The 22,603-nt window shown below is 47.9% G+C and carries 21 protein-coding genes; 4 read left to right on the forward strand and 17 right to left on the reverse strand.

The window, feature by feature from the left end:
- Positions 1–17: 17 nt before the first annotated feature.
- The 12 genes from HYD27_RS27415 to HYD27_RS27470 all read right to left on the reverse strand — a co-directional run bounded on the left by HYD27_RS27415 (position 18) and on the right by HYD27_RS27470 (position 10,731).
- Positions 18–299, reverse strand: coding sequence for an acyl carrier protein (locus HYD27_RS27415; protein ID WP_219220603.1), 282 nt, complete (start codon positions 297–299; stop codon positions 18–20).
- Positions 277–1,278 (reverse strand): ABC transporter ATP-binding protein, encoded by a 1,002-nt coding sequence (locus tag HYD27_RS27420; protein ID WP_219220605.1) that lies wholly within the window; start codon positions 1,276–1,278, stop codon positions 277–279. Before HYD27_RS27420 ends, HYD27_RS27415 begins: the two co-directional genes overlap by 23 nt.
- A 1-nt stretch (position 1,279) precedes the next feature.
- Positions 1,280–2,077 (reverse strand): ABC transporter permease, encoded by a 798-nt coding sequence (locus tag HYD27_RS27425; protein WP_219220608.1) that lies wholly within the window; start codon positions 2,075–2,077, stop codon positions 1,280–1,282.
- A gap of 1 nt (position 2,078) precedes the next feature.
- Entirely contained in the window at positions 2,079–2,840 is a 762-nt protein-coding gene (locus HYD27_RS27430) for an ABC transporter permease (RefSeq protein WP_219220610.1), read from the reverse strand.
- Entirely contained in the window at positions 2,837–3,805 is a 969-nt protein-coding gene (locus HYD27_RS27435) for an aminoacyl--tRNA ligase-related protein (RefSeq protein ID WP_219220613.1), read from the reverse strand. The genes HYD27_RS27430 and HYD27_RS27435 overlap by 4 nt, the downstream gene beginning before the upstream one ends.
- A gap of 21 nt (positions 3,806–3,826) precedes the next feature.
- A complete protein-coding gene (locus tag HYD27_RS27440) occupies positions 3,827–4,486 on the reverse strand; it encodes a class I SAM-dependent methyltransferase (RefSeq protein ID WP_219220616.1) in 660 nt (219 codons plus the stop codon).
- Complete coding sequence (gene ptsP / locus HYD27_RS27445) at positions 4,487–5,764, reverse strand: phosphoenolpyruvate--protein phosphotransferase (RefSeq protein ID WP_219220618.1); 1,278 nt, start codon at positions 5,762–5,764, stop codon at positions 4,487–4,489. It lies immediately after the preceding gene.
- A 26-nt stretch (positions 5,765–5,790) separates the two neighbouring features.
- Entirely contained in the window at positions 5,791–6,564 is a 774-nt protein-coding gene (locus HYD27_RS27450; protein ID WP_219220621.1) for a hypothetical protein, read from the reverse strand.
- Complete coding sequence (locus HYD27_RS27455) at positions 6,561–6,830, reverse strand: hypothetical protein (protein WP_219220625.1); 270 nt, start codon at positions 6,828–6,830, stop codon at positions 6,561–6,563. Before HYD27_RS27455 ends, HYD27_RS27450 begins: the two co-directional genes overlap by 4 nt.
- Positions 6,831–6,950: 120 nt before the next feature.
- A complete protein-coding gene (locus HYD27_RS27460) occupies positions 6,951–7,958 on the reverse strand; it encodes a hypothetical protein (protein WP_219220626.1) in 1,008 nt (335 codons plus the stop codon).
- A gap of 793 nt (positions 7,959–8,751) precedes the next feature.
- The gene (locus HYD27_RS27465; protein WP_219220629.1) at positions 8,752–10,281 is read right to left on the reverse strand and encodes a DHA2 family efflux MFS transporter permease subunit; all 1,530 of its coding nucleotides are present in this window, start codon (positions 10,279–10,281) and stop codon (positions 8,752–8,754) included.
- 6 nt (positions 10,282–10,287) lie between these two features.
- Positions 10,288–10,731 carry a MarR family winged helix-turn-helix transcriptional regulator gene (locus HYD27_RS27470; RefSeq protein WP_219220631.1) on the reverse strand — a complete coding sequence of 148 codons (444 nt, stop codon included), beginning with the start codon at positions 10,729–10,731 and terminating at the stop codon, positions 10,288–10,290.
- A gap of 233 nt (positions 10,732–10,964) precedes the next feature.
- On the opposite strand from HYD27_RS27470, the gene HYD27_RS27475 reads away from it, so the two are divergent.
- Together HYD27_RS27475 and HYD27_RS27480 are read left to right on the forward strand one after the other, a co-directional pair.
- On the forward strand, positions 10,965–11,138 hold the full coding sequence (locus HYD27_RS27475; RefSeq protein ID WP_219220633.1) for a hypothetical protein: 174 nt from the start codon (positions 10,965–10,967) through the stop codon (positions 11,136–11,138).
- A gap of 73 nt (positions 11,139–11,211) precedes the next feature.
- Complete coding sequence (locus HYD27_RS27480) at positions 11,212–11,649, forward strand: DinB family protein (RefSeq protein ID WP_309242135.1); 438 nt, start codon at positions 11,212–11,214, stop codon at positions 11,647–11,649.
- A gap of 1,068 nt (positions 11,650–12,717) precedes the next feature.
- Here the strand turns inward: HYD27_RS27480 and HYD27_RS27485 are convergent.
- Both HYD27_RS27485 and bcp read right to left on the reverse strand, forming a co-directional pair.
- A complete protein-coding gene (locus HYD27_RS27485; RefSeq protein ID WP_309242136.1) occupies positions 12,718–17,007 on the reverse strand; it encodes an acyl-CoA dehydratase activase-related protein in 4,290 nt (1,429 codons plus the stop codon).
- 128 nt (positions 17,008–17,135) lie between these two features.
- Positions 17,136–17,600, reverse strand: coding sequence for a thioredoxin-dependent thiol peroxidase (gene bcp / locus HYD27_RS27490; RefSeq protein ID WP_219220635.1), 465 nt, complete (start codon positions 17,598–17,600; stop codon positions 17,136–17,138).
- A gap of 100 nt (positions 17,601–17,700) precedes the next feature.
- Here bcp and HYD27_RS27495 point away from each other — a divergent pair, with 100 nt between their 5' ends.
- Positions 17,701–18,753, forward strand: a complete 1,053-nt coding sequence (locus HYD27_RS27495; protein WP_219220637.1) for an LCP family protein — start codon at positions 17,701–17,703, stop codon at positions 18,751–18,753.
- Positions 18,754–18,933: 180 nt separating this feature from the next.
- Positions 18,934–20,250 (forward strand): glutamate-1-semialdehyde 2,1-aminomutase, encoded by a 1,317-nt coding sequence (locus HYD27_RS27500; protein WP_219220639.1) that lies wholly within the window; start codon positions 18,934–18,936, stop codon positions 20,248–20,250.
- Between the two features lie 89 nt (positions 20,251–20,339).
- Here the strand turns inward: HYD27_RS27500 and HYD27_RS27505 are convergent, their stop codons facing one another.
- The 3 genes from HYD27_RS27505 to def form a co-directional block, all read right to left on the reverse strand.
- Positions 20,340–20,960, reverse strand: a complete 621-nt coding sequence (locus HYD27_RS27505) for a hypothetical protein (protein WP_219220640.1) — start codon at positions 20,958–20,960, stop codon at positions 20,340–20,342.
- A gap of 33 nt (positions 20,961–20,993) precedes the next feature.
- Positions 20,994–21,236: a hypothetical protein gene (locus HYD27_RS27510; RefSeq protein ID WP_219220641.1), complete on the reverse strand. Its 243-nt coding sequence runs from the start codon at positions 21,234–21,236 to the stop codon at positions 20,994–20,996.
- Between the two features lie 766 nt (positions 21,237–22,002).
- Entirely contained in the window at positions 22,003–22,566 is a 564-nt protein-coding gene (def, locus tag HYD27_RS27515; RefSeq protein WP_228745381.1) for a peptide deformylase, read from the reverse strand.
- Positions 22,567–22,603: the final 37 nt, after the last annotated feature.

The following is a 22,603-nucleotide window of genomic DNA, read 5'->3' on the forward strand; positions in this document are numbered from 1 at the left end:
TATTTGCGATAGTCCCTTCAACGTTTTTGCTGTAATTCCAGGCAGTTCATCACCAATTCCGAGATGTCGTGAATGGTAGCAAACCATTCCGGCAACAGCTGTTCATCCTGAAATTCAATTTGAAAATACTCCTCGATGGCCACGATAAAACGGATCAGGCCCATAGAGTCCATTCCATATTGCTCCATCAAATTTGCAAATACGGAAACATCTGCAAGGTGCTCTTGTCCGACAATATTCTCATCCTTCAAAATCCGTTTCAATTTTTCACATATTTTAGTTTGAGTAATATATTCCATATTGATATATCTCCCTTACAATATCTTCAACATCTTTAGTTTTTTTCTCAAAACTTTCAATTTCCAGATGCCGGTTAACTTCATCTATCAACCGGATAGTTGACCATAATGGGGGTATATGCCTGATCCGCCAAGTGCATCCGTCGCCCACAGCCTCAGCTTCCACCGCTTCAGACATCGGAAATGTATCGATGGGCTGCTTGAAAGTAATATGTAAAACCGCAGAATCATTGTACAGCTGCTTCAGTGCAGCTATAGTATCGTTATAAATGACCTCTCCTTTGTCTATAATGATGATATGATTGCTCAATTCCTCAATATCCTTCATGTCATGCGATGTTAAAATGACCGTAGTTTGAAACACCCGGTTTAATTCTTTAATAAATTGGCGGATCTGCTTTTTCGCAACGATATCAAGTCCTATCGTGGGTTCATCAAGAAAAAGAATCTCCGGTTTGTGCAGAATAGCAGCAGCAAACTCTGCTTTCATTCTTTGACCAAGACTTAACTGTCTGACGGGCTGCAGCCAAATGGAGTCCAATTCCAGATACTTTTTGAATAATTGCAGCGTCTCCTCATACGTATCATCGCTTACTTTATAAATCTTACGGAGCAATTGAAAGGTGTCGCAAACCGGCAAATCCCACCATAACTGCGAGCGCTGCCCGAATACCGCTCCGATTTTGTAGGCATTTTTTTTGCGGTTCGTAAATGGATCGTTGCCAAGCACATTAATTACTCCGCTGGTCGGAGCCAGGATACCGCACAGCATTTTAATCGTAGTAGATTTCCCCGCCCCATTAGGGCCTAAGAAGCCGATTATTTCGCCCTTTTCAATCTCGATATTCAAATTTCTCACGGCACTGCTTTGAATATATGTCCTTAACAATAAATGCTTTAATCCGGTTTCACTTCTTTTTATTATTCTGTAATCTTTATTCACGTGCTCCATTTTGATCACAATATCTTTATCTGTCATATCAACTCCCGCTTCCGCTATAACGACGTAGTCCTTTATTGAAAAAAACGAGCGCCAACCAAAACAAGATACACGCGCATAAGGGTGCGCCTCCTCCCATAATCCATTCGAACGGTGTCCTTGCTTTATTAAGGAGGATTAACAAGGGGTAATAGCAAATAAGTGCCCACGGTACTACAGTAGACAGAATAATCTTGATCGCATCCGGAAAAATCGATAAGGGGTATTCCGTGAACTTGCGAAGATCGTAATATAAAATATCTCCTAACTGTGAGGAACGGTTCATCCAGAAGGAGAGGCTTCCGATAAAAATCATGGCAGCAGATTGTATCAGCGCTCCGCTGACAATAATTAAAATCAGAAAAAGATACCAATAGAATGGTTTGGGAAAATCTGTTTTTATTAAGGCTCTGACAATGAACAGCAACGTAACCACTACCTGCCCTAAGAAGGTATCACCAAACTGTTTAAACATCAGATGTCTGATTACCCCCAAAGGTCTTATTAAATAACCGTCCAAATTTCCTGATGTAACTTCTGTCTCCAAGCGGAAGACGGGCCAAAAGAACATTCCGGCTAAAGCATACGTCAACAGATTTAAACCATACAGTAAGCTTAAATCCTCGAAGGTCCAGCCTGCTATACTTCCAAAATTGTTGACAATAACCCAAAAACTTAAAAAGGTAATAAAATAACAATAGAAGTTAGAAAAAAAACCGCTAAAAAAGCTGATTCTGTACTCCATTCTAGCTTTGATGAAATATTTGATGAATTGATAATATAAAGATATAAATTCCATATTATCCACCTTGTATTACGACTTTTCTCAGAACTGCCTTATACACAATCATAATGCCTATCACAAGCGCACCGATCCACACCCCTTCAATGATGAAATAGTTCATGATGGTGTGAGCATCCAACTTATTCAATAAAATTTGTAACGGGAATGAATATAGATATTGGAACGGCAAAAAATAAGCAATATTGCTAACCAAATCCGGCATAATTGTAAGCGGAATTACCCCTCCGCCCAAAAATCGGATCGTATCATCCAAGAATCGTTGAAAAGGCCAAATATCAAAGAGAGTTATCGCTAAGAAGCCTAGAATGGAATACAATAAGACGAAAATAATATGGCCGCTTACCACAGCAAGCACGCTCAAGAGGATGTGGATAAGATTAACGTCCCAAACGATATAGTTAAGATAAACAATACAAATGGGGATTCCCCGGACAATTACAGCAGCCAGCACTTCACCCAATTCCAGCAGCCAGGACATTACGAATATTTGGATAGGCTTTAACAAGTCTAGGGCAAATTGGCCATTTAAAATTCTGTCACCGATTCTCTTAGCGATCCCCCTGCAATAAAAAAGGGAGATCAAGTTAGCCACGATCGTATAATGTGTCATGTAAGCAACCATGCCGTCATTATTACGATACAAATATCCCCACAGCATAATCATAATCCAGATCGAGAACACGGAACTTATTGTGGAGAAAAATACTGACCACCTGTATTCAAAGGCGTTTTTAAAGGATATTTTTAAGAAGCTCATTGGATGAACTCATCACACATATCACGAATCCCCTTGCTCCAGTGCTCACTGTTAACACCGAATTGAGCCAAATACGCCAGCGTCATTCTCTCGATTCCTATTCCGACACACCCGGATACCAGTTGCTTCACATTTTTTTTAGAAATATTGAACGCTTTTGTAAAGCTTTGATCATGAAAATTCACGGAAGCTACGGCAATGCTTCTGCCTTTATCCAAGTGCACTCTGAACTCATGCTTGAGATCATGAAGTAATTGAAGCCGTTCCAGAATTTTTGCCTGCGTGAATACAAAACTGTCCATGGCACGCGATAATTCAAAGCTCAACCCAAGTTCTATAAATTGTTCTTTAATCAACTCTTCGGCTTGGTGCAATTGTTGTCTTACAAATTCCGCCTCTCCAATAAAAACAATTTCTCTCACGTTATAGCTTTTAAGGCGGCCGAACGAATCTTCTTCTTTAATCTCCCCTTCATTTCGGCATACATTTTGTTCAAAAGAAACTTTCAGCGAATCTTCCAGAACCGAATTTTCATAGTCAGGGTACATGTGATAGCAAGCGGATGGCGACAACACATATTGTGCTAAATGATGGGGTACATCTCTTAAGTTAGCTAATGATGCGGAGGGGGAAGGAATCTCATCTGCTGCTGCTTCATTGCAGAAAATACACTGATGTGAAAATTTAGCTAAATAATTTGTTTTCTCAAGGGTTTCTACCGGCAAAAGCAATGGATATTTTTTACTTTGACAGCCTAATTTATCGGCAATCAGTTTTCCCGTCTTTTGGAAGGCTTCAAATAAATAGACACCCGTTAGATTAAAGGAAACATCATGGTTCAGCTTTTTAACAACTCCTGAATTCAAGATTTCGGCTTGTGAACAATACTTGTATTCTTGAGTATGTCTATAAATAACTTTTGGATTCTGGTTATCCGTCCTCGATTCATCTGTGTTTTTCAACATTATCTTAGTCTCCTTAAGTGCTTATTTATGCAGGCGGGCAAGGATAAAGTAATGTTTATTGTCGGTGATTTCCCCCTGGGAATAGCAGTCGTCAACATGCCGGACCCTTTCGATCTTGAAATGCTTGAACAGTGTTAAAATATCACCCAGGTCTACATAAAAGTGCGGGATTCCTTTTTCCGGACCTTCCTCCGTTTTAATGATCGTATTCCTGTCAAGCTGCGGCAATAACCCTTTGCTGTAATTCCCGCTGTCTTTGGAAGCCAGAGACAGGTAAATTTCCCCGCCGGGCTTCAAGACCCTTTCTACATCTTCCAGAATTTCAGCAAAGCCAAGACTATCCGTGTGTGAAATGGAATGATATGCCCAAATACAGTCAAAGGTTTGGTCGGGAAAGGGCAGCTTTTTCATATCGCACACCTTCGTACTAATACTCAGCCCCTCTTTTTCGCTCCAATGATTCAAATAATTAATTGCATACTCTGATAGATCAACGGCAGATACAGCAAAATGATGAACGGCAAACAAAATGGAATGCCGTCCTAAACCTGCCCCGATGTCAAGAAGAGACTTTCTCCCTTCCCTTTTCCATTTCTCACAGTAAAAGCGGCTTTCTTCAGACGGCTCAAGCCATATCGTATCCTTAACGATTTCCCATTGCCACTCTTTGGATTGCACCATTTATTTGCCTCCTGCCGCGCTTGAAGTTGTTAATCCCTCATAAGTACCCAGCACGCTTTCCTTTGTTTCCAAAATTAACGATGTCGAGACTGAGAGTTCATCAATTTGAAATTCCAGTAATTTCTTTATAGCATCAGGCTTTGCAGCGATCTCTCCACAAACCGCACAAGGAATATGATTGGCATGCGCAACCTCGATAACATGTTGGATCAAACCATAAATATCTTCGGTCAGTGTTTGATTCGAGTAAGCTACTTTGTAATTGGTTCTGTCTGCCGCGTAAAAATATTGAATCAGATCATTCGTACCGATGCTGAAAAAGTCTGCATGTTTAGCAAATTTATGAATATTGTAGGCCACTGCCGGAACCTCGACCATGATTCCAATCTTCACATCGTGAAACGGAAGGCATTCCCGGTCCAGCTCTTGTTTACACTCTTGAATTATGGCTTTGGATTCCAAAACCTCTTCTAAGACAGTCACCATAGGCAACAAAATGCCCACTTCGCCAAACGCGCTTGCTCTTAATATCGCTCTTAGCTGCTGTTTGAAAATAACCGGATTTTGCAGACTGAATCTTATTCCACGGCAGCCCAAAAAAGGATTCTCTTCTTTCTCCACGTTCAGATAATCGATTTTCTTATCGCCGCCTACGTCGATAGTTCTGATCATAACCGGTTTATTCCCCATATGTTCCGCCACATATTTATAGCTCATAAACTGCTCTTCTTCATTCGGCAATTCAGAGCGGTTCAAGAACAGAAATTCGGTTCTAAATACACCGATTCCCTCCCCGCCTGTTTCTGCCACACGATGCACTTCCTCCGGAATCACTATATTCGCAACAATTTTGGTATGCTTGCCTTCCGGACTTATACATTGGACATCTTTTAAGTATAGCTTTTGCTGTTTATTCATTAAGTAAATGTCATACTTCTTCCTGTAGGCAGCCGGCATCGTTTCTTCGCGGCATATTTCAAATCCCGGTGCCTCCGCTGCCGCCTCCATAAATACATTGCATCCGCCGCTGATGCTGTTAATTTCGGACAAATCCGCTATTATAACGGGTATATCATATGCCTTCGCTAGTATAAGCAGATGCGAGGTTTCGTTTATATGCTCAGCAATAATTCCTCTGATATGCTTAATTTTTTTACAAAATTCTCCTTCATTATAATATCTGCCGATAACAAGTACGGTATCCGTTTCAGCAATTGAATGGTCTCCGGTCCAAAAATGCGCTTTCCCAAATCCATATCCATTATGTAAAGCAAGCATAGAGCACATCCCCTCATTATTGATTGTCAGCTATAGGCATATGCTGTGCATAATTGAGTTTTGCGAACATCATTGTAACCCAGTTGTTTGTCGATCGATTGAGATACAAATTTCCCTTTTTTCATCTTAAGCGAATAGTCTCTAAACATGTCCGCAGCCTTCTGCGAATTCAATTCAATCTGGCTTGGATTCACACCTATTTCGCACTCATTGTCCAAATATTCTATCGAGTGAATAATGCAATAATCACAATTGATTTCACAAAAGGTGTTGGTGCTCCAGGAATACCAGCTTGAGGAAACCTCATATTTATAATCCTCATTGCTTATTGACAGCAAATTGTAACCGGTTAAGAAATTCTCTGTCAGAATATATGATTTCGTAATCATTCTAATAAAGTTCAAGTCCCCAACCGTTGCATATCTCAGGCATACTCGTCCATCTACCAGAGTAAACTCATAGCCTAACCGCTTTACTACATCAAGATTTACCGGACGGTCCAAATCATGCATCCAGCATCTGCTATTCGTGATTTCCGCAGCCGCACAGCTTGATTTATGAAAATATCTAACGCCGTTTTTCACACATAACTCTACCAGCCGCTCTTTTACATTTTCGTTCACATTTTTTCTTTTGAATTCATCGTGAATCGCTCCGGTAATCAGCCTGCCTGAGGTGTTTTTCGCTACATCCACAATTCTTTCAAGATTCTTGTACTGGTCGTTTCTTCCCGGGATAATAGGTCTTACCAAAATAATTACATGTCCAAAACATTTACTTAACTGTTCAATTGTCTTCAACCTTTCATTAAATGAATATCCTCCTTCGTCAGACCTGTAAGCGAATACATAACTACCATTCGGTCTGTTTTCTCGATGTTCTTCAGTTTGCTGTAATGCTCATCTGTAAGAACTGCTTTGGTAATAACGCTATAGGGGGCATTGTGATTTTTCAGACTGTTGATCTTGGCAATGGTATCGTCAATCTGTACTTCTGTAAACGGATCACCAAAAGCATTATTAATGGAAACGGGAATATCTTTATACCATTCTGTGTTATAACCCATTTGTCTTCTCCCATCAATATAATATATTTTTTTAAAATATATTATAACCAAAGCCATTAAATCCCTTAATATGTATTTCAGAGCAGTATATCTGTAATATCATATAGAAGAGTACTCTTTTCAAAGAATTGAAATGATCCGGCTGTACACTTCGTACTCTTTTTCCATAAATCGGCTCAGATGTTCGATTATTTTTTCTTTTATTTTTTCTTCTTTCGTTAGATTGTAACGGAGAGCCAGCACCCAATGTATTTCTGCCAGCTGCACATTCTCTACAAGAGATCCAAGGTCAATGTTTTGTTCTTCAATATATTGATTTGAATTGAAGTACTTAAATCTTTGAAGCATTATTTTTTTATGATCAAGAAACAAGCTGAAGGGGCGGATATCCAGCTGTTCAAAACCGCCTTTATTTATATAATCTATTAAATTACGGTATACATCGAACCCAAACAGCAATTGTTCCCGGTCATAGTGGGCAGTTGTACTAAAATCAAACAAACACATATGTGTGCTCTCGATATAATGTGTAAGCAATGTTTTGATCTGGAGTCGCAAATCAGGATTAACCTTATGCATTTCTGTATTACGGTATTGATATAGAACAATTCCATATAACCAATCAAACAAACCGTCTTTATCGGACTGAACATACGCAGTTCGGAACTCTTCAAAGGAGCAGGAGGTCATGGAGTACTTACCGTTTAATGCACTGCCGGCAAAATAGATTATTTCTTGCTCTAGATCATAGCCATAAATAAAAATATCATGAAGATAATCTTTATAATATGTATTTTGGTAAACCGATAAGTAACTTTTGTTAATCATCATAAGGATGTAATAATTCAGATCGATACATTCGATAATAAACTGGATTATATCTTTCCATTTTGTATTTAATAGATCTTTACCTAATCTCTGTACAAGAAAAAAAGGGGTATCCCGGTTATGCTGACATTCATAAAAATAAGATTGAGGATTACCCTTAAATCCTTTAATTTGAATAAAATTTCCGTATATCCAAGGTTCTGTCGATTCGTAGGCCAGTGCCATTGAAAGAAAACTTGCATCTATGTTGTAAGTAGCAAATAAATCCTGCCGTTTCATTGGTAATATTTTACTTTTCACAATAAATCCCCCTTACATTTCCCATGCTGAAATGACGGTAGACGCGAACCTACTTCTATCCGCTATTAGTATAAATATTAGTATTCAACAACAAGCTATATCCCCCTGCTAGAATAGATATTTTTATGAAAATAAATCCAACTGATGCTGCAGAGATCCTTGGCGTTTTTACGCTGCAAACCCATAAGCGTCAAATCCAGCCCGGCTGTAAAACCCACACCAGAGTCATAAGATCATAGGCAGATCTTAAATCAAAGAGACCTGTTTTTACTCCGGTTACCGTGTTCTCGCTGTCAACGAAGATACTTATGAGGGGCAGATTGATAATCCGCCGAGTTTGAATCAGTATACGTATGTAAGCAATAATCCGTTGATTTATAGTGATCCAAGTGGGCATACACAAGAAACCGGAGTTTCTGCGTTTAAGACTAGATTCTTAGGTTCAAATGCGTTCTGTATAACAACAATGGCAGTGTGGCATGGGACTACTATTTGACGTGGCGAAATAGTGATCGGATGTGAAGTACGGAGTTAAAACGGGAGAAAAGATTGTTTTTAAGGTGACAGGGAACGCTCCGAAATCAGCTAATAACAGTAATAGTCACCCCTGGAGTACGAGAATTAAGTGGGCAGTATGGCTTTGGCAGGTGGATGTGAGGCAAAAGTCCTCATAATAAGGACCTTGGAGTCCGTTAGCTTTCGAAAAATGGACTTTCAGTACAAATAAGAGCCTCACGGTCCGTTGCAACCGCCAGACTCTCCCGATCGTAAACATAACTCTGTTCATTTTGCCTTAAGCCTGCTGTGACTTAGCCTGTTGCGGCTGCACCGGCTCTGTATCTTCCGTCTTCAGGAAGTCAGGCTGCGGCGAGGTTTTCTTGATGAACAACGCCAGCACCAGGGCAACCACCGTTACCCAGGTAGCCACGGTAAACGCATGGGTAATCCCGTTGATCGTTGCATCCTGCGTAAGCTTGAGCATTGCCGTCTTGTCGGTCTGCGATACAGCCCCGCTCGTCACGGCTTCCGTAATGTTGCTCTTCGTCCGGTTGGTCATCAGGCTGACGAACAGCGCCATACCCAGTGCTCCCCCTACGGTCCGCAGCGTATTGGACATTGCTGTACCATGTGAGGCCAAACGCTGCGGCAGTTGGTTCAGACCTGCGGTAACGATTGGCATCATCAGCATGGACATCCCGAACATCCGCGCCGTGTAAGTCAAAATCAGGTGGGTATAGGTAGTTGTATGGGTAATCTGGCTGAACTCCCAGGTGGTGACGGTCGTGATAACCAGACCGATGACGGACAGCCATCTTGCGCCGATTTTATCAAATATAATCCCTGTGATCGGAGACATTATGCCCATCAGGATTGCGCCCGGCAGGAGCATCAGTCCCGACTCCATCGGTGTAAAGCCGCGAATCGTCTGCAAATAAATCGGCAGCAGGATCATACCGGAATACAGTGCCATCGTAACGATAATGTTGATTACCGTGGTCAATGAATACATATTGTACCGGAAAATACGGAACTCCAGCAGCGGCTTGTCGGTTGTTAGCTCACGCCATACAAACAGAGCCAAGGCGACAACGCCCAGAATCAGGCAGGCATATACAGTCGCGCTGTTCCAGCCGTCTGTTCCGGCGTCACTAAAGCCATACAGCAATCCGCCAAAACCAAGCGTGGACAGGACTACACCCATTTTATCCAGTCCGGGCGAGGTCAGCTTTCCGACATTCTGCATTGTCTTCATGCCAAGCAGCGTTGAGAAAATGGCCAGCGGCAGAACAATGTAGAACAGCACCCGCCAGGAGTAATTTTGAACTACCCAGCCGGACAGCGTAGGCCCAACAGCCGGGGCGAAGATCATCGCGACTGCCATAAGGCCCATCGCTTTGCCGCGCTCTTCAATCGGGAAGATGCGCAGGAACACAATGTTCATGAGCGGCATCAGAATACCTGCGCCGACAGCCTGAATCACTCTGCCGACCATAACCATCTCAAACCCGGTCCCTATAGCACAAACCAGCGTTCCTACGGAAAATAGCATCATTGCGGTAGTAAATAATTGACGGGTCGTAAACTTCTCCACCAGATAGGCACTGATTGGAATAAGTACGCCGTTAACGAGCATGAAGCCCGTTGTCAGCCATTGCGCCGTATTGGCAGCAATCTTGAGGTCCTCCATCATTTTGGGCAGCGCAACATTCATCAGTGTCTGATTCAGAAGCGCCACGAACGCGCCGATCAGAAGGGCCGCAATGATCGGGCCTCTGCGTATCGTCTTGGACGGCGCGGCAGCGTTAGCAGTTATTGTGCTCATAGCTTTTTATTTTCTCCCTTGTTCCAAAATTTTGATGATTTCGCCATGCAGCCGGAGCAGTTCTTTGGCATCCTCCGCCGGAATATTCGCGAGTGGCTCCAGATGGCTTCTGAGCGACTGTTTGCTTTTTTCCCTGATCTCCTGGCCTTTCTCGGTCATTGCCAGCTTAAATATACGTCTGTCGCTCTCCGAGCGTTGTCTGGTTATCAGCCCGGCCTTCACCATCCGGTCAACTACACCGCTAGCGGCGCTGTTCCCCAAATGCAGCAGGTCCGCAAGCTCCGTGATCCCCACATTGGGATATGCAGCCAATTTGCGCAAGACCATTAACTGGGTAGATGTAATGTTGAGTTCTTCGGCATCCTTCCACATCAGCTGCTGAAAATTATGGATGATACAGCGGAATGAAGAAAAGATCTCATCCAACTGCTGCTCTTTATCCTCCAACATCCATCACCTCCCTGAACTCCAAAACATAATACTTCGCATGCGAACTATTTTACTATTTACCTATTTATTAGTCAATAACTTACTGAAAATTTCAGAAATTATATTTGCAGCACATTTATCATCTTAGTTTGGTCATCTGCCGCAAAACAGACACAGCAAAAAAACGTCCAGTTTTGGGATTTACTTTATAATTTAGAAGATATCTTGTAACTAAGTGAAGGCGGTTAACTCTTATGAATCTTGGAGCACGGAAAAGCTGGGGTGCCGGACATAAGCAACTGACTGGCATCATTACAAAGCCGGAAGAGCATACTAATGCCGCAGCCCTGTTCCTGAAGCTGCATGCCTGCCTGTACGCTTCACCTTGCCCCAATCCGGATCAGCCCACCCATGAAGAGAGCTGTTGAAGGATTTGCGTGAGGAAACCATGCGCAGCTATCCGTACATACGCCAGGCAGCATCAATTCGATCTTATGGCATATCTGGCACTGCGCCCGGGTTGAGGACATCACGATGAATATCCTCGTCGCAGGTAGTGAACAGGTCCTCCATGCAGGCCAGTTCGCGGGTAAGCTGCGCTCTCCTTTCATTCACTCCGGAAATGGCATGAGCGGAGAGGACATTGCCGCGTTCAGTGCTGCGGTTAAGATCAGAGCCTTGCGCGCCTACCGCCAGGCTGCTGCAGCCCGGACGCGGTCGAGCATTGCCGGACTCCAGCCCGGACAGTTCCGGAACAAGCCCGGTGCTGCACAGATCCGCAGGCTGACCGAAGACGGCGCAGTCCAACAATCGGAACAATGGCTGATCGATTATTGGGCAGGCAAAACCATCGCCGGCCTGGTGCTCATGCCTGCGACAAGACATAACTTTATTCATCTGAATAAAGCTATGCGCATCAAGCTGAAGCTGCAGAAATAACAGATACAATACACTCGCAGGACTGGTCCCTCTCCACAAGAAAGACGCTATCGGCGCTCTATATAAGAATGCTGCCATTTCACTGGGGAGGAGAAAAATCATTTCGCGCTGATTCCACCGTCCAGCCGGCTTCGGGCGGATTTTAAGGTACTTCTGCCTTTAATTCCAACGTCCAGCCAGCTTCGGGCGAATTCAAAGGCACTTCTGCCTTTGATCCCACCGTCCAGCCAGCTTCGGGCGAATTCAAAGGTACTTATGCCTTTGATTCCACCGTCCAGCCAGCTTCGGGCGAATTCAAAGGCACTTCTGCCTTTGATTCCCTCGTCCAGCCGGCTTCGGGCGAATTCAAAGGTACTTCTGCCTTTGATTCCCTCTACCTCCCCGCTGCGGCCAACGCAATACCGCAGTTTGCTTGGCCGAAGTCCCGATCCATTCTTTCATTTACAGCGCAGCCGTGAAATAACGGGTAAGCTTCGCTTCCCCCAAAACCTATAAACCTGAATTTCGAAAGTAAGTATCCACAATCATCTAAAAAGCTCTATTGTCCGATCTTGATTTGTTCCATTCACTTTCGAAACTCAGGATAAATTATCTGAACAAAACGGCTATGCCGTCCTTTGCCGGACAGCGTAGCCGTTATGGATTTCAGGTTTAAGCTGTCTGCTGAAACCGGCCGGAAGCCCAAGTGGAAAAAGGGCACCTAATTCTCACCATATCCCCATTTTCGCCTGCGTTAGTGGGAAATGGGATATCTATTTCATCCGTTTCGCCCTCTTACAGGCAGATACGCTAAAATTAAATTTACTTTTTCCCGCTGTTCCCTCTGCCGCAGCTTTTCAGTCCATGTAAGTTCACTAATTCCACTTCACTTTCCCGTCCCCGCGATTCCGTTTAGCCCCCCCCCCCTTAATTCTGCGCTTCCTCCTGCATAACATTAAAACCCGCAGGTTCAGCACGATTACCACGCATTTAAACTCATCCCCAGCTTACATACCTTATCCGCAGCAAAAAAATAAAGAGTGTCCCCTGATTGCCCAGGATACACTCTTCGGATATAAAGGCGTCTTTCTATAGTCCGCTCCGGATGCTGCCCACCGCCACAGGCTTCACTTTGCCGCCTGTTTTTACTTGTAGGGGAGCTGGAGGACCGCTGCTGTCCAGTCCGCTGGCGATGGACATCATCAGCTTGATCCGGTTGGCCTGGTTCACGACACTGACGCCGGCATCATAGTCTATGGCGGCAATATTGGCGCCGGGATACAGATCCTTCAGCCCTTTAATCATTCCGCGCCCGGTAATGTGATTCGGCAGGCAGGCGAAAGGCTGGATGCAGGCAATATTGTTGACCCCGTTGTCCAGCAAATCCATCATTTCCGCCGTCAGGAACCAGCCTTCGCCCATTTGATTGCCCACAGAGACCAGGCGGCTGGCCTTCTCCGCGAGACCATAGATGTTCTCACGCCCCTTGGCCAGTCCGGCTTCCTCCAGCGCCACCTTGACGGGTTTGCGGTAAATTTCCAGATAGGAGATCAGCATCGGATTAATATAGCCAAGCTTTTTGCTTTTGCCGAACTGCTCGGCTTTGTAAATCGGATTGTAGACGCAATAGAAAATGAAATCCAGGAAATCCGGCATCACCGCTTCGCCGCCCTCCGCTTCAATCATTTCAATAATGTGGTTGTTGGCGTCAGGATGGAATTTGATCAGGATTTCTCCTACAATCCCCACTCGCGGCTTAACGGTCTTGATCACCGGCAGCTGGCTGAATTCGGCAACAATCTCACGGGTCAGCCGCTTGTATTCACGGAACGAAAAGGTGGACAGACTGGACTTGCAGCGATCCATTCCCTTGCGGAACAAAGCCTGTGCGCTGCCCGGAATGACCTCATAGGGTCTGAAGCGGTGCAGCAGACGCATCATCAGATCACCGTAGCAAGCTGCCGCAATCAGCCGGTTAGCCAGCTTCAGGCTGATGCGGAAGCCAGGCTGGTTCTCCATTCCCGAGGCATTCAGCGAAATCACCGGAATCTGCCCCAGATCGGAATCCTTCAGCGCCTTGCGCAGCAGTGAAATGTAATTGGTGGCCCGGCAGCCTCCTCCCGTTTGTGACATGATCACAGCAGTCCGGTCCGGATCGTAATCTCCGCTCTTAAGCGCCGACAGCATTTGCCCAATCGTGACAATTGCCGGATAGCAGGCGTCATTGTTCACATATCTGAGACCTTCCTCCGTTTCCTTCGGTCCGGTGCTTTCCAGAATTTTGAGCCGGTATCCGGCATCACGGAAGACCCGTTCGAACAGCTCGAAATGGATCGGCGACATTTGCGGAGCCAGAATGGTATAGGTTTCCTTCATTTCCTTCGTAAACGGCACATTGGCCTGTTTCTTATACAGAATCTGAGGCTCCACTTCCCCCTTCTCCCGCTCGCGCATGGCCGCGAGCAGCGACCGCAGCCGGATGCGAGCCGCACCCAGATTGCTGATCTCATCAATCTTGATCAAGGTGTACACCTTGTTGTTGCGCTCCATAATTTCCTGAACGGCATCGCAAGTAATGGCATCAATGCCGCAGCCGAAGGAGGTGAGCTGCACCAGCTCCAGATCATTTCTGCTGGCGGCCAGACGGGCCGCACGGTACATCCGGGCGTGATAGGTCCACTGGTTGACTACCCCCACATCCCCCTCACTGCGGTCCAGATGGCAGACCGAATCCTCGGTCAGCACAGCCAGGCCCATGCCCGTAATCATTTCAGCAATGCCGTGGTTGATCTCAGGGTCGGCATGATAGGGATGGCCGCAGAGCAGAATTCCTTTGGTGCCGCTATGGGTAAGAAATTCCAGCGTCTCTTCCCCTTTGTTCCGCAGATCATCTTTGGCGCGGTCGGCTTCGGCCAGCCCCGTCTGCACAGCAGCGGCAATCTCTTCCTTAGGGATATCCATGAAGGTCTTCACCAGAACTCTGGTCAGCGCCGGAATATCATCGAAGGTCAGGAACGGGCTGACGAGCGGAATGCCCTTCTCTTTCAGTCCATCCATATTATTGCGGATCACTTCAGGATAGGAGGCCACCACCGGGCAATTGAAATGGTTCTGCGCCGCGTCGTCCTCCTTCTTCTCATACACCACTGCCGGATAAAAAATGAAATCCACGCCCTTGCCGAGCAGGCTCTGCACATGTCCATGAGCCATCTTCGCCGGGTAGCAGATGGATTCCGATGGAATCGTATCCATTCCGCTCTCGTAGAGCTTCTTGCTGGACTTCGGCGACAACACGGTCCGGTAGCGCAGTGCGGTGAAGAAGGTGTGCCAGAACGGATAGTTCTCGAACATGTTCATGGTCCGCGGAATGCCGACCGTGCCCCGCTCCGCCTGTTCCTCAGGCAGCCCCTCATAATCAAAGAAACGTTCATATTTATACTGCATCAGGTTTGGCAGGTTATTCTTCTCTTTTTTGGTTCCGGCCCCGCGTTCGCAGCGGTTGCCCGTAACATGGAAGCTCTTGTCAGGGAAACGGCTGATCGTCAGCGCGCAGTTATTGGCGCAGCGGCCGCAGCGGCCCGGTGACACCTCATATTTGAAGGCTTCCAGTTCTTCCGGCCCGAGCAGCGTGCTGAATCCGTCAAGGCCGGCATGCTCTCTGGCAATCAGCGCACAGCCATAGGCGCCCATTACGCCGGCGATATCCGGTCTGACTACAGTTCTTCCGGTCAGCAGCTCGAAGGCGCGGAGCACGGCTTCATTATAGAACGTGCCGCCCTGCACAATGATATTGCGGCCCAGATCCTCGGGATTGCGGATCTTGATGACCTTCTGCAGCGCATTCTTGATCACGGAATAAGCCAGCCCGGCCGACAGATCGGCCAGAGAGGCGCCTTCCTTCTGAACCTGCTTCACTTTGGAATTCATAAAGACCGTGCAGCGCGAGCCCAGATTCACCGGCTCTCTTGATTCCAGGGCCGCTGCGGCAAATTCAACGATGTCCAGCTCCAGCGCGGACGCAAAGCTCTCCAGGAAGGAACCGCAGCCCGCCGAGCAGGCTTCGTTCAGCATCAGGCTGTCGATGGCGCCTCCGCGGATCTTGATGCATTTCATATCCTGTCCGCCGATATCAAGAATGAAATCGACCTCCGGCATGAACTTGGAGGCTGCCTTGTAATGGGCTACGGTCTCCACTTCGCCCCCGTCGGTACGAAGCGCCGCTTTGACCAGCCCTTCGCCATAACCGGTTGCATACGCACCGGCAATATGGCAGCCTTCCGGCAAAATCCGGTAAATCTCCTTCAGGGCATCGCTGACGGACTGCAGCGGATTGCCTTTGTTGCTTCCATAAAAGGTATAAAGGATTTCGTCCGAGGAGCCGGTAATGACCAGCTTGGTTGTAGTAGATCCGGCATCAATTCCCAGATAACAGGGACCGCGGTACGTATCCAGTTCAGAACGCGGCGCTGCCGCCCGGCCGTGGCGGAGCCGGAACTGCTTCAGATCCTCCGGCGCTGCGAACAGCGGCTGCAGCTCGGCATCCTCGGCCCGGTCGGCAGAGAAATCCACGGCATCCAGCCGGGCCATCCAGCCGGACAGGGGCAGAACCAGCGGATCAGTCTGCGACAATGCAGAACCGATGGCGACAAAATACTGTGAACGCTCCGGAAACAGCACATCGCCTTCGTTCAGTCCAAGCGTCTCCGCAAAACGCTGCCGCAGCGCGGGCAGGAAGGTCAGCGGTCCCCCCAGGAAGGCTACCCGCCCCCGGATCGGGCGGCCGCAGGCCAGTCCGCTGATCGTCTGGTTGACAATGCTCTGAAAAATCGAGGCCGCCACATCCTCCCGGCGGGCGCCTTCATTAAGCAGCGGCTGCACATCACTTTTGGCAAACACACCGCACCGGGATGCGATGGGATAGATCCGCTCATGTTGTTCAGCCAGGGCATTCAGACCCGCCGGATCTGTCTGCAGCAGGGAAGCCATCTGATCGATGAACGCTCCCGTGCCGCCTGCGCAGGCTGTGTTCATCCGCTGCTCGATGCCGCCGCTGAGATAGATAATCTTGGCGTCCTCGCCGCCCAGTTCAATCGCCGTATCGCACTGCGGAATCAGCTCGCTGATCGCCTTGGTGCAGGCAATGACTTCCTGAACAAAAGGGACTTCGCCAAGCTTCGAGAGGGACAAACCAGAGGAGCCGCTCACAGTCAGAGCTGCCTCGCTATTCGGAAACCTGTCCCGCACATCGGACAGAAGGGACAGTGCAGCTTTTTTTATATCGCTAAAATGTCTCACATAATCCTGATATACAACCGTTTCACGTTCCATAACAACCAATTTGGCCGTAGTTGATCCGACGTCCAGCCCAATACGCAGCATCATCATGCCATTATCACCAAGCCTTGCTCCAAATTTGAAGTAATATGAGGCAACTATATCATGAGAGCGCCTTATTAAAGCTGTTAAAAATGTAACAGACAATTGCAATTAACAACTATCATACTTAATTATTTCATGATTTCTCCCAATACGGCTTCGACATGGCCCTTCACCCGGACTTTTCTCCATTCTTTGACCAGGATGCCCTGCTCATCTATAAGAAAGGTGGAGCGTACAATGCCCATGAATTCCTTGCCATACAGCTTTTTGAGCTGCCAGACTCCGAATAATTCACTTACGGCATGCTCCTCATCGGACAGCAGCGGAAAAGGCAGACTGTTCTTGGCTATGAACTTCGCATGCGAAGCCAGGCTATCCGGGCTGATTCCCAGCAGCACTGCATTTCCCCGGGCAATCGGGTCCCCGGCATCACGAAATTCACAAGCCTCCTGCGTGCAGGCGGGCGTCATATTCTTCGGATAAAAATACAGCACTACCTTGCGGCCCCGGTAGTCGCTTAAGCTGATATTCTGTCCTGTAGAAGCAGGAAGGGTGAAATCCGGCACTTCTTGTCCGATCTTGAGTTCGTTCATTTAGTCCGCTCCTTAATTATATGGATGTATATTCTGAAATTGCTTGTATTCCTAAAAGAAATTATAATGTAGAGAATGTGAATGCGAAAGGAAGAACGAAATGCCACCAAGAAAGAAACGGCACGCAAAAGCCGGTAAATCCAAGAAGAAACCGCTGCTCTGGACTCTGGCAATCCTACTTCTCCTGATTACCGGCGGAGCTGTTTATTATTTCACCGCCATCTACAGCCAGTTGGACAATCTCCACAAGACTGGAGAAGATTCACCGTTTGCAGCACTCCCTTCTCCTTCAGCCGAAAGCGTTCAGCCTCCTGAGTGGGAAGGCACAGAGCCGGTTAATATCCTGCTTATGGGTGTCGATGCGCGCGGGGTGACGAAGGGCGAAGTTCCACGCTCCGATACGATGCTGGTCGCCTCTCTTGACCCGGTCAAGAAGAAGTTCTATGTGTTCTCTATTCTCCGTGATACCTACGTAGCTATTCCCGAGTATGGCAAAGAACGTATCAATACAGCGATTACCCACGGACCCAACACGGCAATGCAGACGGTCAGCGACCTGCTCGGCATTCCGATTCAATATTATGTCTATACCGACTTCCAGGGCTTCATCAAGCTGGTGGATGCCGTCGGCGGCGTCGATTACGAGGTCGAGAAGGATATGGTCTACAAGACGAAGGCCGACGGGCCGGAATACGACATTGATCTCAAAAAAGGCTTCCAGCATCTCGACGGCAGCATGGCGCTGCAATATGTGCGTTTCCGTCACGATGCCACCTCCGACTTCACCCGGACGGAACGCCAGCGCGGCTTCCTTAAGGCCGTAGCGGACAAGGTGATCAGCACTACTTCCATTATTAAGCTGCCTGCGATCCTGTCCCAGGTTACCCCTTATATCGATACCAACCTGGATATCAATGATATGTGGAAGCTGGCCACTGTCGGCTATGACAGCACCATGGGCGGCAGCGAGCAGATTCCGCCGATGAATCTGCTCACCGAAGAGACGACAGGCGGCGGTTCTGCCGTAATTGGCATCAGCAGTGAGGACAAGCTGAAGCAGTTCGTTCAGAATACGCTGGCTGGTCCCGAGCCTTCCCCATCACCGGAAACTTCTTCCGGCAGCAGTCCTTCCGCCAGTGCCGGGAATAATTAAACAGGCCGCCATTTCATTTCCTTGGAAGAAGCGTCTTGGCTGCTCCCAACCAGGGACGCATCCGCTTCAGCGGGCGCACTTCTATAATAAACCTATGCTTGGCACTCCGGCGGGCGAACAGCGGATGAATCCGGCGGTTCGCCCTTTCCCTGTGCCACTACCCTGAAAGGATGATTAACTATGAACCGTACCACATCTGAGCATTTATATGAGGAAGCCCTGCAGCATATAGTTGGAGGCGTCAACAGCCCCTCGCGTTCCTTCAAAGCCGTGGGCGGCGGCGCTCCTGTCTTCATGAAACGCGCCGGAGGCTCCCGCTTCTGGGATGAAGACGGCAATGAATACATAGATTATCTGGCTGCCTACGGGCCGATCATTACCGGCCACGCCCATCCCCATATTACAGCAGCGATTACAAAGGCGGCTGAGAACGGACTGCTGTACGGTACACCGACACAGCTTGAAATCAAGCTGGCCAGGATGCTGAAAGAGGCTATCCCTTCGATGGATAAAGTACGCTTCGTCAACTCCGGCACTGAAGCCGTTATGACCACGATCCGGGTAGCCCGCGCATATACGAAGCGCAGCAAGATCATCAAATTCGCCGGCTGCTATCACGGCCATTCCGACCTGGTGCTGGTAGCCGCAGGCTCGGGTCCATCCACTCTCGGCATACCGGACAGTGCCGGTGTACCTGCCAGCATCGCCCGGGAAGTAATTACAGTTCCCTTCAATGATCTGGCCGCGCTGCGTGAAGCGCTGGACAAATGGGGCGAGGATGTCGCCGCTGTAATGGTAGAGCCAATTGTCGGCAACTTCGGCATGGTTATGCCCCGGCCGGGCTTTCTTGAAGGGCTCTGCAAGCTGGCTCACGGCAACGGCTCACTCGTCATTTACGATGAGGTCATCACCGCCTTCCGTTTCCATTACGGCTCTACACAAACCTACGCGGGCCTCGATAATCACGAGGACATTATCCCCGACCTGACCGCACTCGGCAAAATCATCGGAGGCGGCTTGCCGATCGGCGCTTACGGCGGCCGCAAGCATGTGATGGAGCAGGTCGCTCCGCTCGGCCCGGCCTACCAGGCCGGTACCATGGCGGGTAATCCTGCCTCCATCTCCGCAGGCATCGCCTGCCTGGAAGTGCTGAGCGCCGAAGGCGTCTACGACGAGCTGGAGCGGCTGGCGGTCCGCCTGACCGAAGGGCTGCAGGCCTCCGCTGACCGCCATGGCATCCCGCTGACCATCAACCGGGTCCGCGGCGCGTTCTCCACCCATTTCTGCAATCATCCGGTGACCAATTATGATGAAGCGCAGGATACGGACGGCGAGCTGTTCGCCAGCTTCTTCCGCCACATGCTGAACCGCGGCATCAATCTGGCCCCGTCCAAGTATGAAGCCTGGTTCCTGACCACCGCGCATACCGATGCCGATATTGACGCCACGCTGCTAGCGGCGGAAGCTTCCTTCCAGGCCATGGCCGCGGAGAAATAAGCTCTGTGCCCTAATCCGAACCTGCTGCGGCAATCTGCAGCGGGTTATTTTATGCCTATAGAGTGCTTATATTTCTTGCCGGAACCCGCTTATTCGAAGGCAACCGGCTGCTCGAGCACTACCTCTTCATATCTGGGGCCTATAAATCTGCTGCTCCCCGGCACTAGTGAAAGCTGGATAGAACCGATATCCTGCGGAAGGGGAGGGGCAACTCTAAACTGCAGATTAAGATGCGCGCCTCCGCCATTTCCACTGTGGCTATCAACCTCGTATTCCGCAGCTCCCAGAACCGAGAGGGTGAGCCGGGGGTCCAGATGGACATGTCCCACTGTCTCTTTCAAATATTTAATCTCAAGCGTAACTATGCTAAGCTTCTCATACTGCATGGCATGGGTCAGGGTGTATTCGGCATCGCCTTCCAGCGTTGTTTTCATAATCGGCAGTACGCCAAGCAGGATACCGGGTTCTTCCCAGATATGCCGTCTTGGCCGTGCCTCATTTAGGTTGCTCAGAATAAATGTGATCTCGGCAACCTCCAGTTCAAGCTCAGAGGCCCACTTCTCTATCGTCTCCATATCAGGAAATAGCCCCTTGCCTCCTGAAGCGGCCTTTCGCTCCCGGAACAGCCTCAGAATTTGCTCGTCAATCCGCTTCGCTTCATCATTGTACCCGTTCTGCATCCCCCTTATGGGAACTCTGCTCCAGCCCATCGCTAATGCCTCCCGCTAGTTAATGTTACGGCCTCAGCCGCTTTTCCTGCGCCCGTACTCGAACATCGCGGCAACCGCCGCAGGTGCAAGTATCCGCACAGCAAATGCCATATCGGCAGCGGCAATGGATACGACAACAAAGCTTATGGCAATTGCCGCCTCTGCCATCAGGTGCTCACGGAATGTGCCTTTTCGAATTCTGTAAAAGAACACTCCGATAATTACAAGCGCCAGTATGATAAAAATAACCGTCAGTGCATTGGCATTACTCTCCATATACTCTCCTTGTGCCTGCCTGTTTTACTGCAGCTGGTAACTTTACATCATTTTGCTCTATAGCTGGAATTGTATTCTTAGTGTGCGGCACCGTTTTTCATTGAGCTAAGTGTTGTTATCGTGTTATAGGCGGTTATCCAGCATCTTTTACAGTACAGCATACAATCCACCTTTAAAAACACAGATTTGCAAGCCTTTCTAACTGTAAAAAATACAGGCCGGGACATGTTCAGCAGCAAAAATATGATTAGAGTTCTCCCGTGGCCGGCAGCATGATTCTGTATATTTCTGGAAACGGGCTTCAAGCGTAACCGTCTGCGGCGCAGTTATTTTCAAGCTCAATCTTCATTCTCCCCACTCAGGGATACACTGAAATTAAATCTACTCTTTCCCACATTCCCTATACCGGAAGCTTTAATGTCCGTTTAGGTTACCTCATTCCACTTCACTTCATTTTACTCCACTTCCCTGCCATCGTGATCTCGGTTAGCACTCTAATTTCGATATTCCCCCTGCAAAGCACAATCCACAAGCTCAGCCCGGCTACCACGCATTTCAATTTATATCCAACTTTATATACAATTTATCCCCGGAAAAAAGAATTTCCTAATTTCCTGTAACAACAAGTGGGAACGGTTTCGCCGCCTTTTAGAGGACGGCGTGTTTCAGCGAGAAATAAGATAGTATATAGCGTAAAGCATATAAATTCTATATATTTTTAAAAACCGCCATCCGGAGGACAGCGGCTTAAGCAAGCGCATCAGGTTCATTTGTCTTTCTGATCGTAAAGACTGTGGACCTCAATGCCTTGGGGGAGCTTAAAAGGATTCTCTTTATTAATCCGGTCGTAGAACATAATCCCGTCCAGATGGTCGATTTCATGCTGCACCACAATAGCCTGGTAGCCCTTGAACTTCATGACGACCTCCTTGCCGCTGATATCATAGCCCTTCACCTTCACGGAATTGTATCTCGGCACAAAGCCATGCACCGGGCGGTCAACGGACAAGCAGCCCTCGCCTTCCGGCAAATACACCATCGCTACCGAATGGCTGATAATCTTGGGATTCACCCAGGCATGCTCCACAATATTGCCCTTCTCATCCATCAGGTACATCACGAACATCCGCAGTGACAGTCCAATCTGGTTCGCCGACAGCCCTACACCGGAGCGCAGCTTGTATTTGGCGGAAAGCTCCGGGTCCTGGCTGTTCTTCAAAAACTGCATCATGCACTGCAGTGTCTCTTGATCCCTGGCCTGCAGGGGCAGCCCCACCGGCTCTGCTACGGTGCGCAGCACGGCCTCGCCCTCACGTACAATATCATCCATTGTAATGATATATTCCGCATTATATTTTGCACTAGAC

The sequence above is a fragment of the Paenibacillus sp. S150 genome (genome assembly GCF_019352175.1).
In the GTDB taxonomy this organism is placed as follows: Bacteria; Bacillota; Bacilli; order Paenibacillales; family Paenibacillaceae; genus Paenibacillus_AQ.

Bases quoted from the DNA above. Each gene is read 5' to 3' on its own strand.
- HYD27_RS27415 (WP_219220603.1), bottom strand. From the start codon at position 299: ATGGAATATATTACTCAAACTAAAATATGTGAAAAATTGAAACGGATT.
- HYD27_RS27420 (WP_219220605.1), bottom strand. From the start codon at position 1,278: ATGACAGATAAAGATATTGTGATCAAAATGGAGCACGTGAATAAAGAT.
- HYD27_RS27425 (WP_219220608.1), bottom strand. From the start codon at position 2,077: ATGGAATTTATATCTTTATATTATCAATTCATCAAATATTTCATCAAA.
- HYD27_RS27430 (WP_219220610.1), bottom strand. From the start codon at position 2,840: ATGAGCTTCTTAAAAATATCCTTTAAAAACGCCTTTGAATACAGGTGG.
- HYD27_RS27435 (WP_219220613.1), bottom strand. From the start codon at position 3,805: ATGTTGAAAAACACAGATGAATCGAGGACGGATAACCAGAATCCAAAA.
- HYD27_RS27440 (WP_219220616.1), bottom strand. From the start codon at position 4,486: ATGGTGCAATCCAAAGAGTGGCAATGGGAAATCGTTAAGGATACGATA.
- ptsP (WP_219220618.1), bottom strand. From the start codon at position 5,764: ATGCTTGCTTTACATAATGGATATGGATTTGGGAAAGCGCATTTTTGG.
- HYD27_RS27455 (WP_219220625.1), bottom strand. From the start codon at position 6,830: ATGGGTTATAACACAGAATGGTATAAAGATATTCCCGTTTCCATTAAT.
- HYD27_RS27465 (WP_219220629.1), bottom strand. From the start codon at position 10,281: ATGAGCACAATAACTGCTAACGCTGCCGCGCCGTCCAAGACGATACGC.
- HYD27_RS27470 (WP_219220631.1), bottom strand. From the start codon at position 10,731: ATGTTGGAGGATAAAGAGCAGCAGTTGGATGAGATCTTTTCTTCATTC.
- HYD27_RS27475 (WP_219220633.1), top strand. From the start codon at position 10,965: ATGAATCTTGGAGCACGGAAAAGCTGGGGTGCCGGACATAAGCAACTG.
- HYD27_RS27485 (WP_309242136.1), bottom strand. From the start codon at position 17,007: ATGCTGCGTATTGGGCTGGACGTCGGATCAACTACGGCCAAATTGGTT.
- bcp (WP_219220635.1), bottom strand. From the start codon at position 17,600: ATGAACGAACTCAAGATCGGACAAGAAGTGCCGGATTTCACCCTTCCT.
- HYD27_RS27495 (WP_219220637.1), top strand. From the start codon at position 17,701: ATGCCACCAAGAAAGAAACGGCACGCAAAAGCCGGTAAATCCAAGAAG.
- HYD27_RS27500 (WP_219220639.1), top strand. From the start codon at position 18,934: ATGAACCGTACCACATCTGAGCATTTATATGAGGAAGCCCTGCAGCAT.
- HYD27_RS27505 (WP_219220640.1), bottom strand. From the start codon at position 20,960: ATGGGCTGGAGCAGAGTTCCCATAAGGGGGATGCAGAACGGGTACAAT.
- HYD27_RS27510 (WP_219220641.1), bottom strand. From the start codon at position 21,236: ATGGAGAGTAATGCCAATGCACTGACGGTTATTTTTATCATACTGGCG.
- def (WP_228745381.1), bottom strand. From the start codon at position 22,566: ATGGATGATATTGTACGTGAGGGCGAGGCCGTGCTGCGCACCGTAGCA.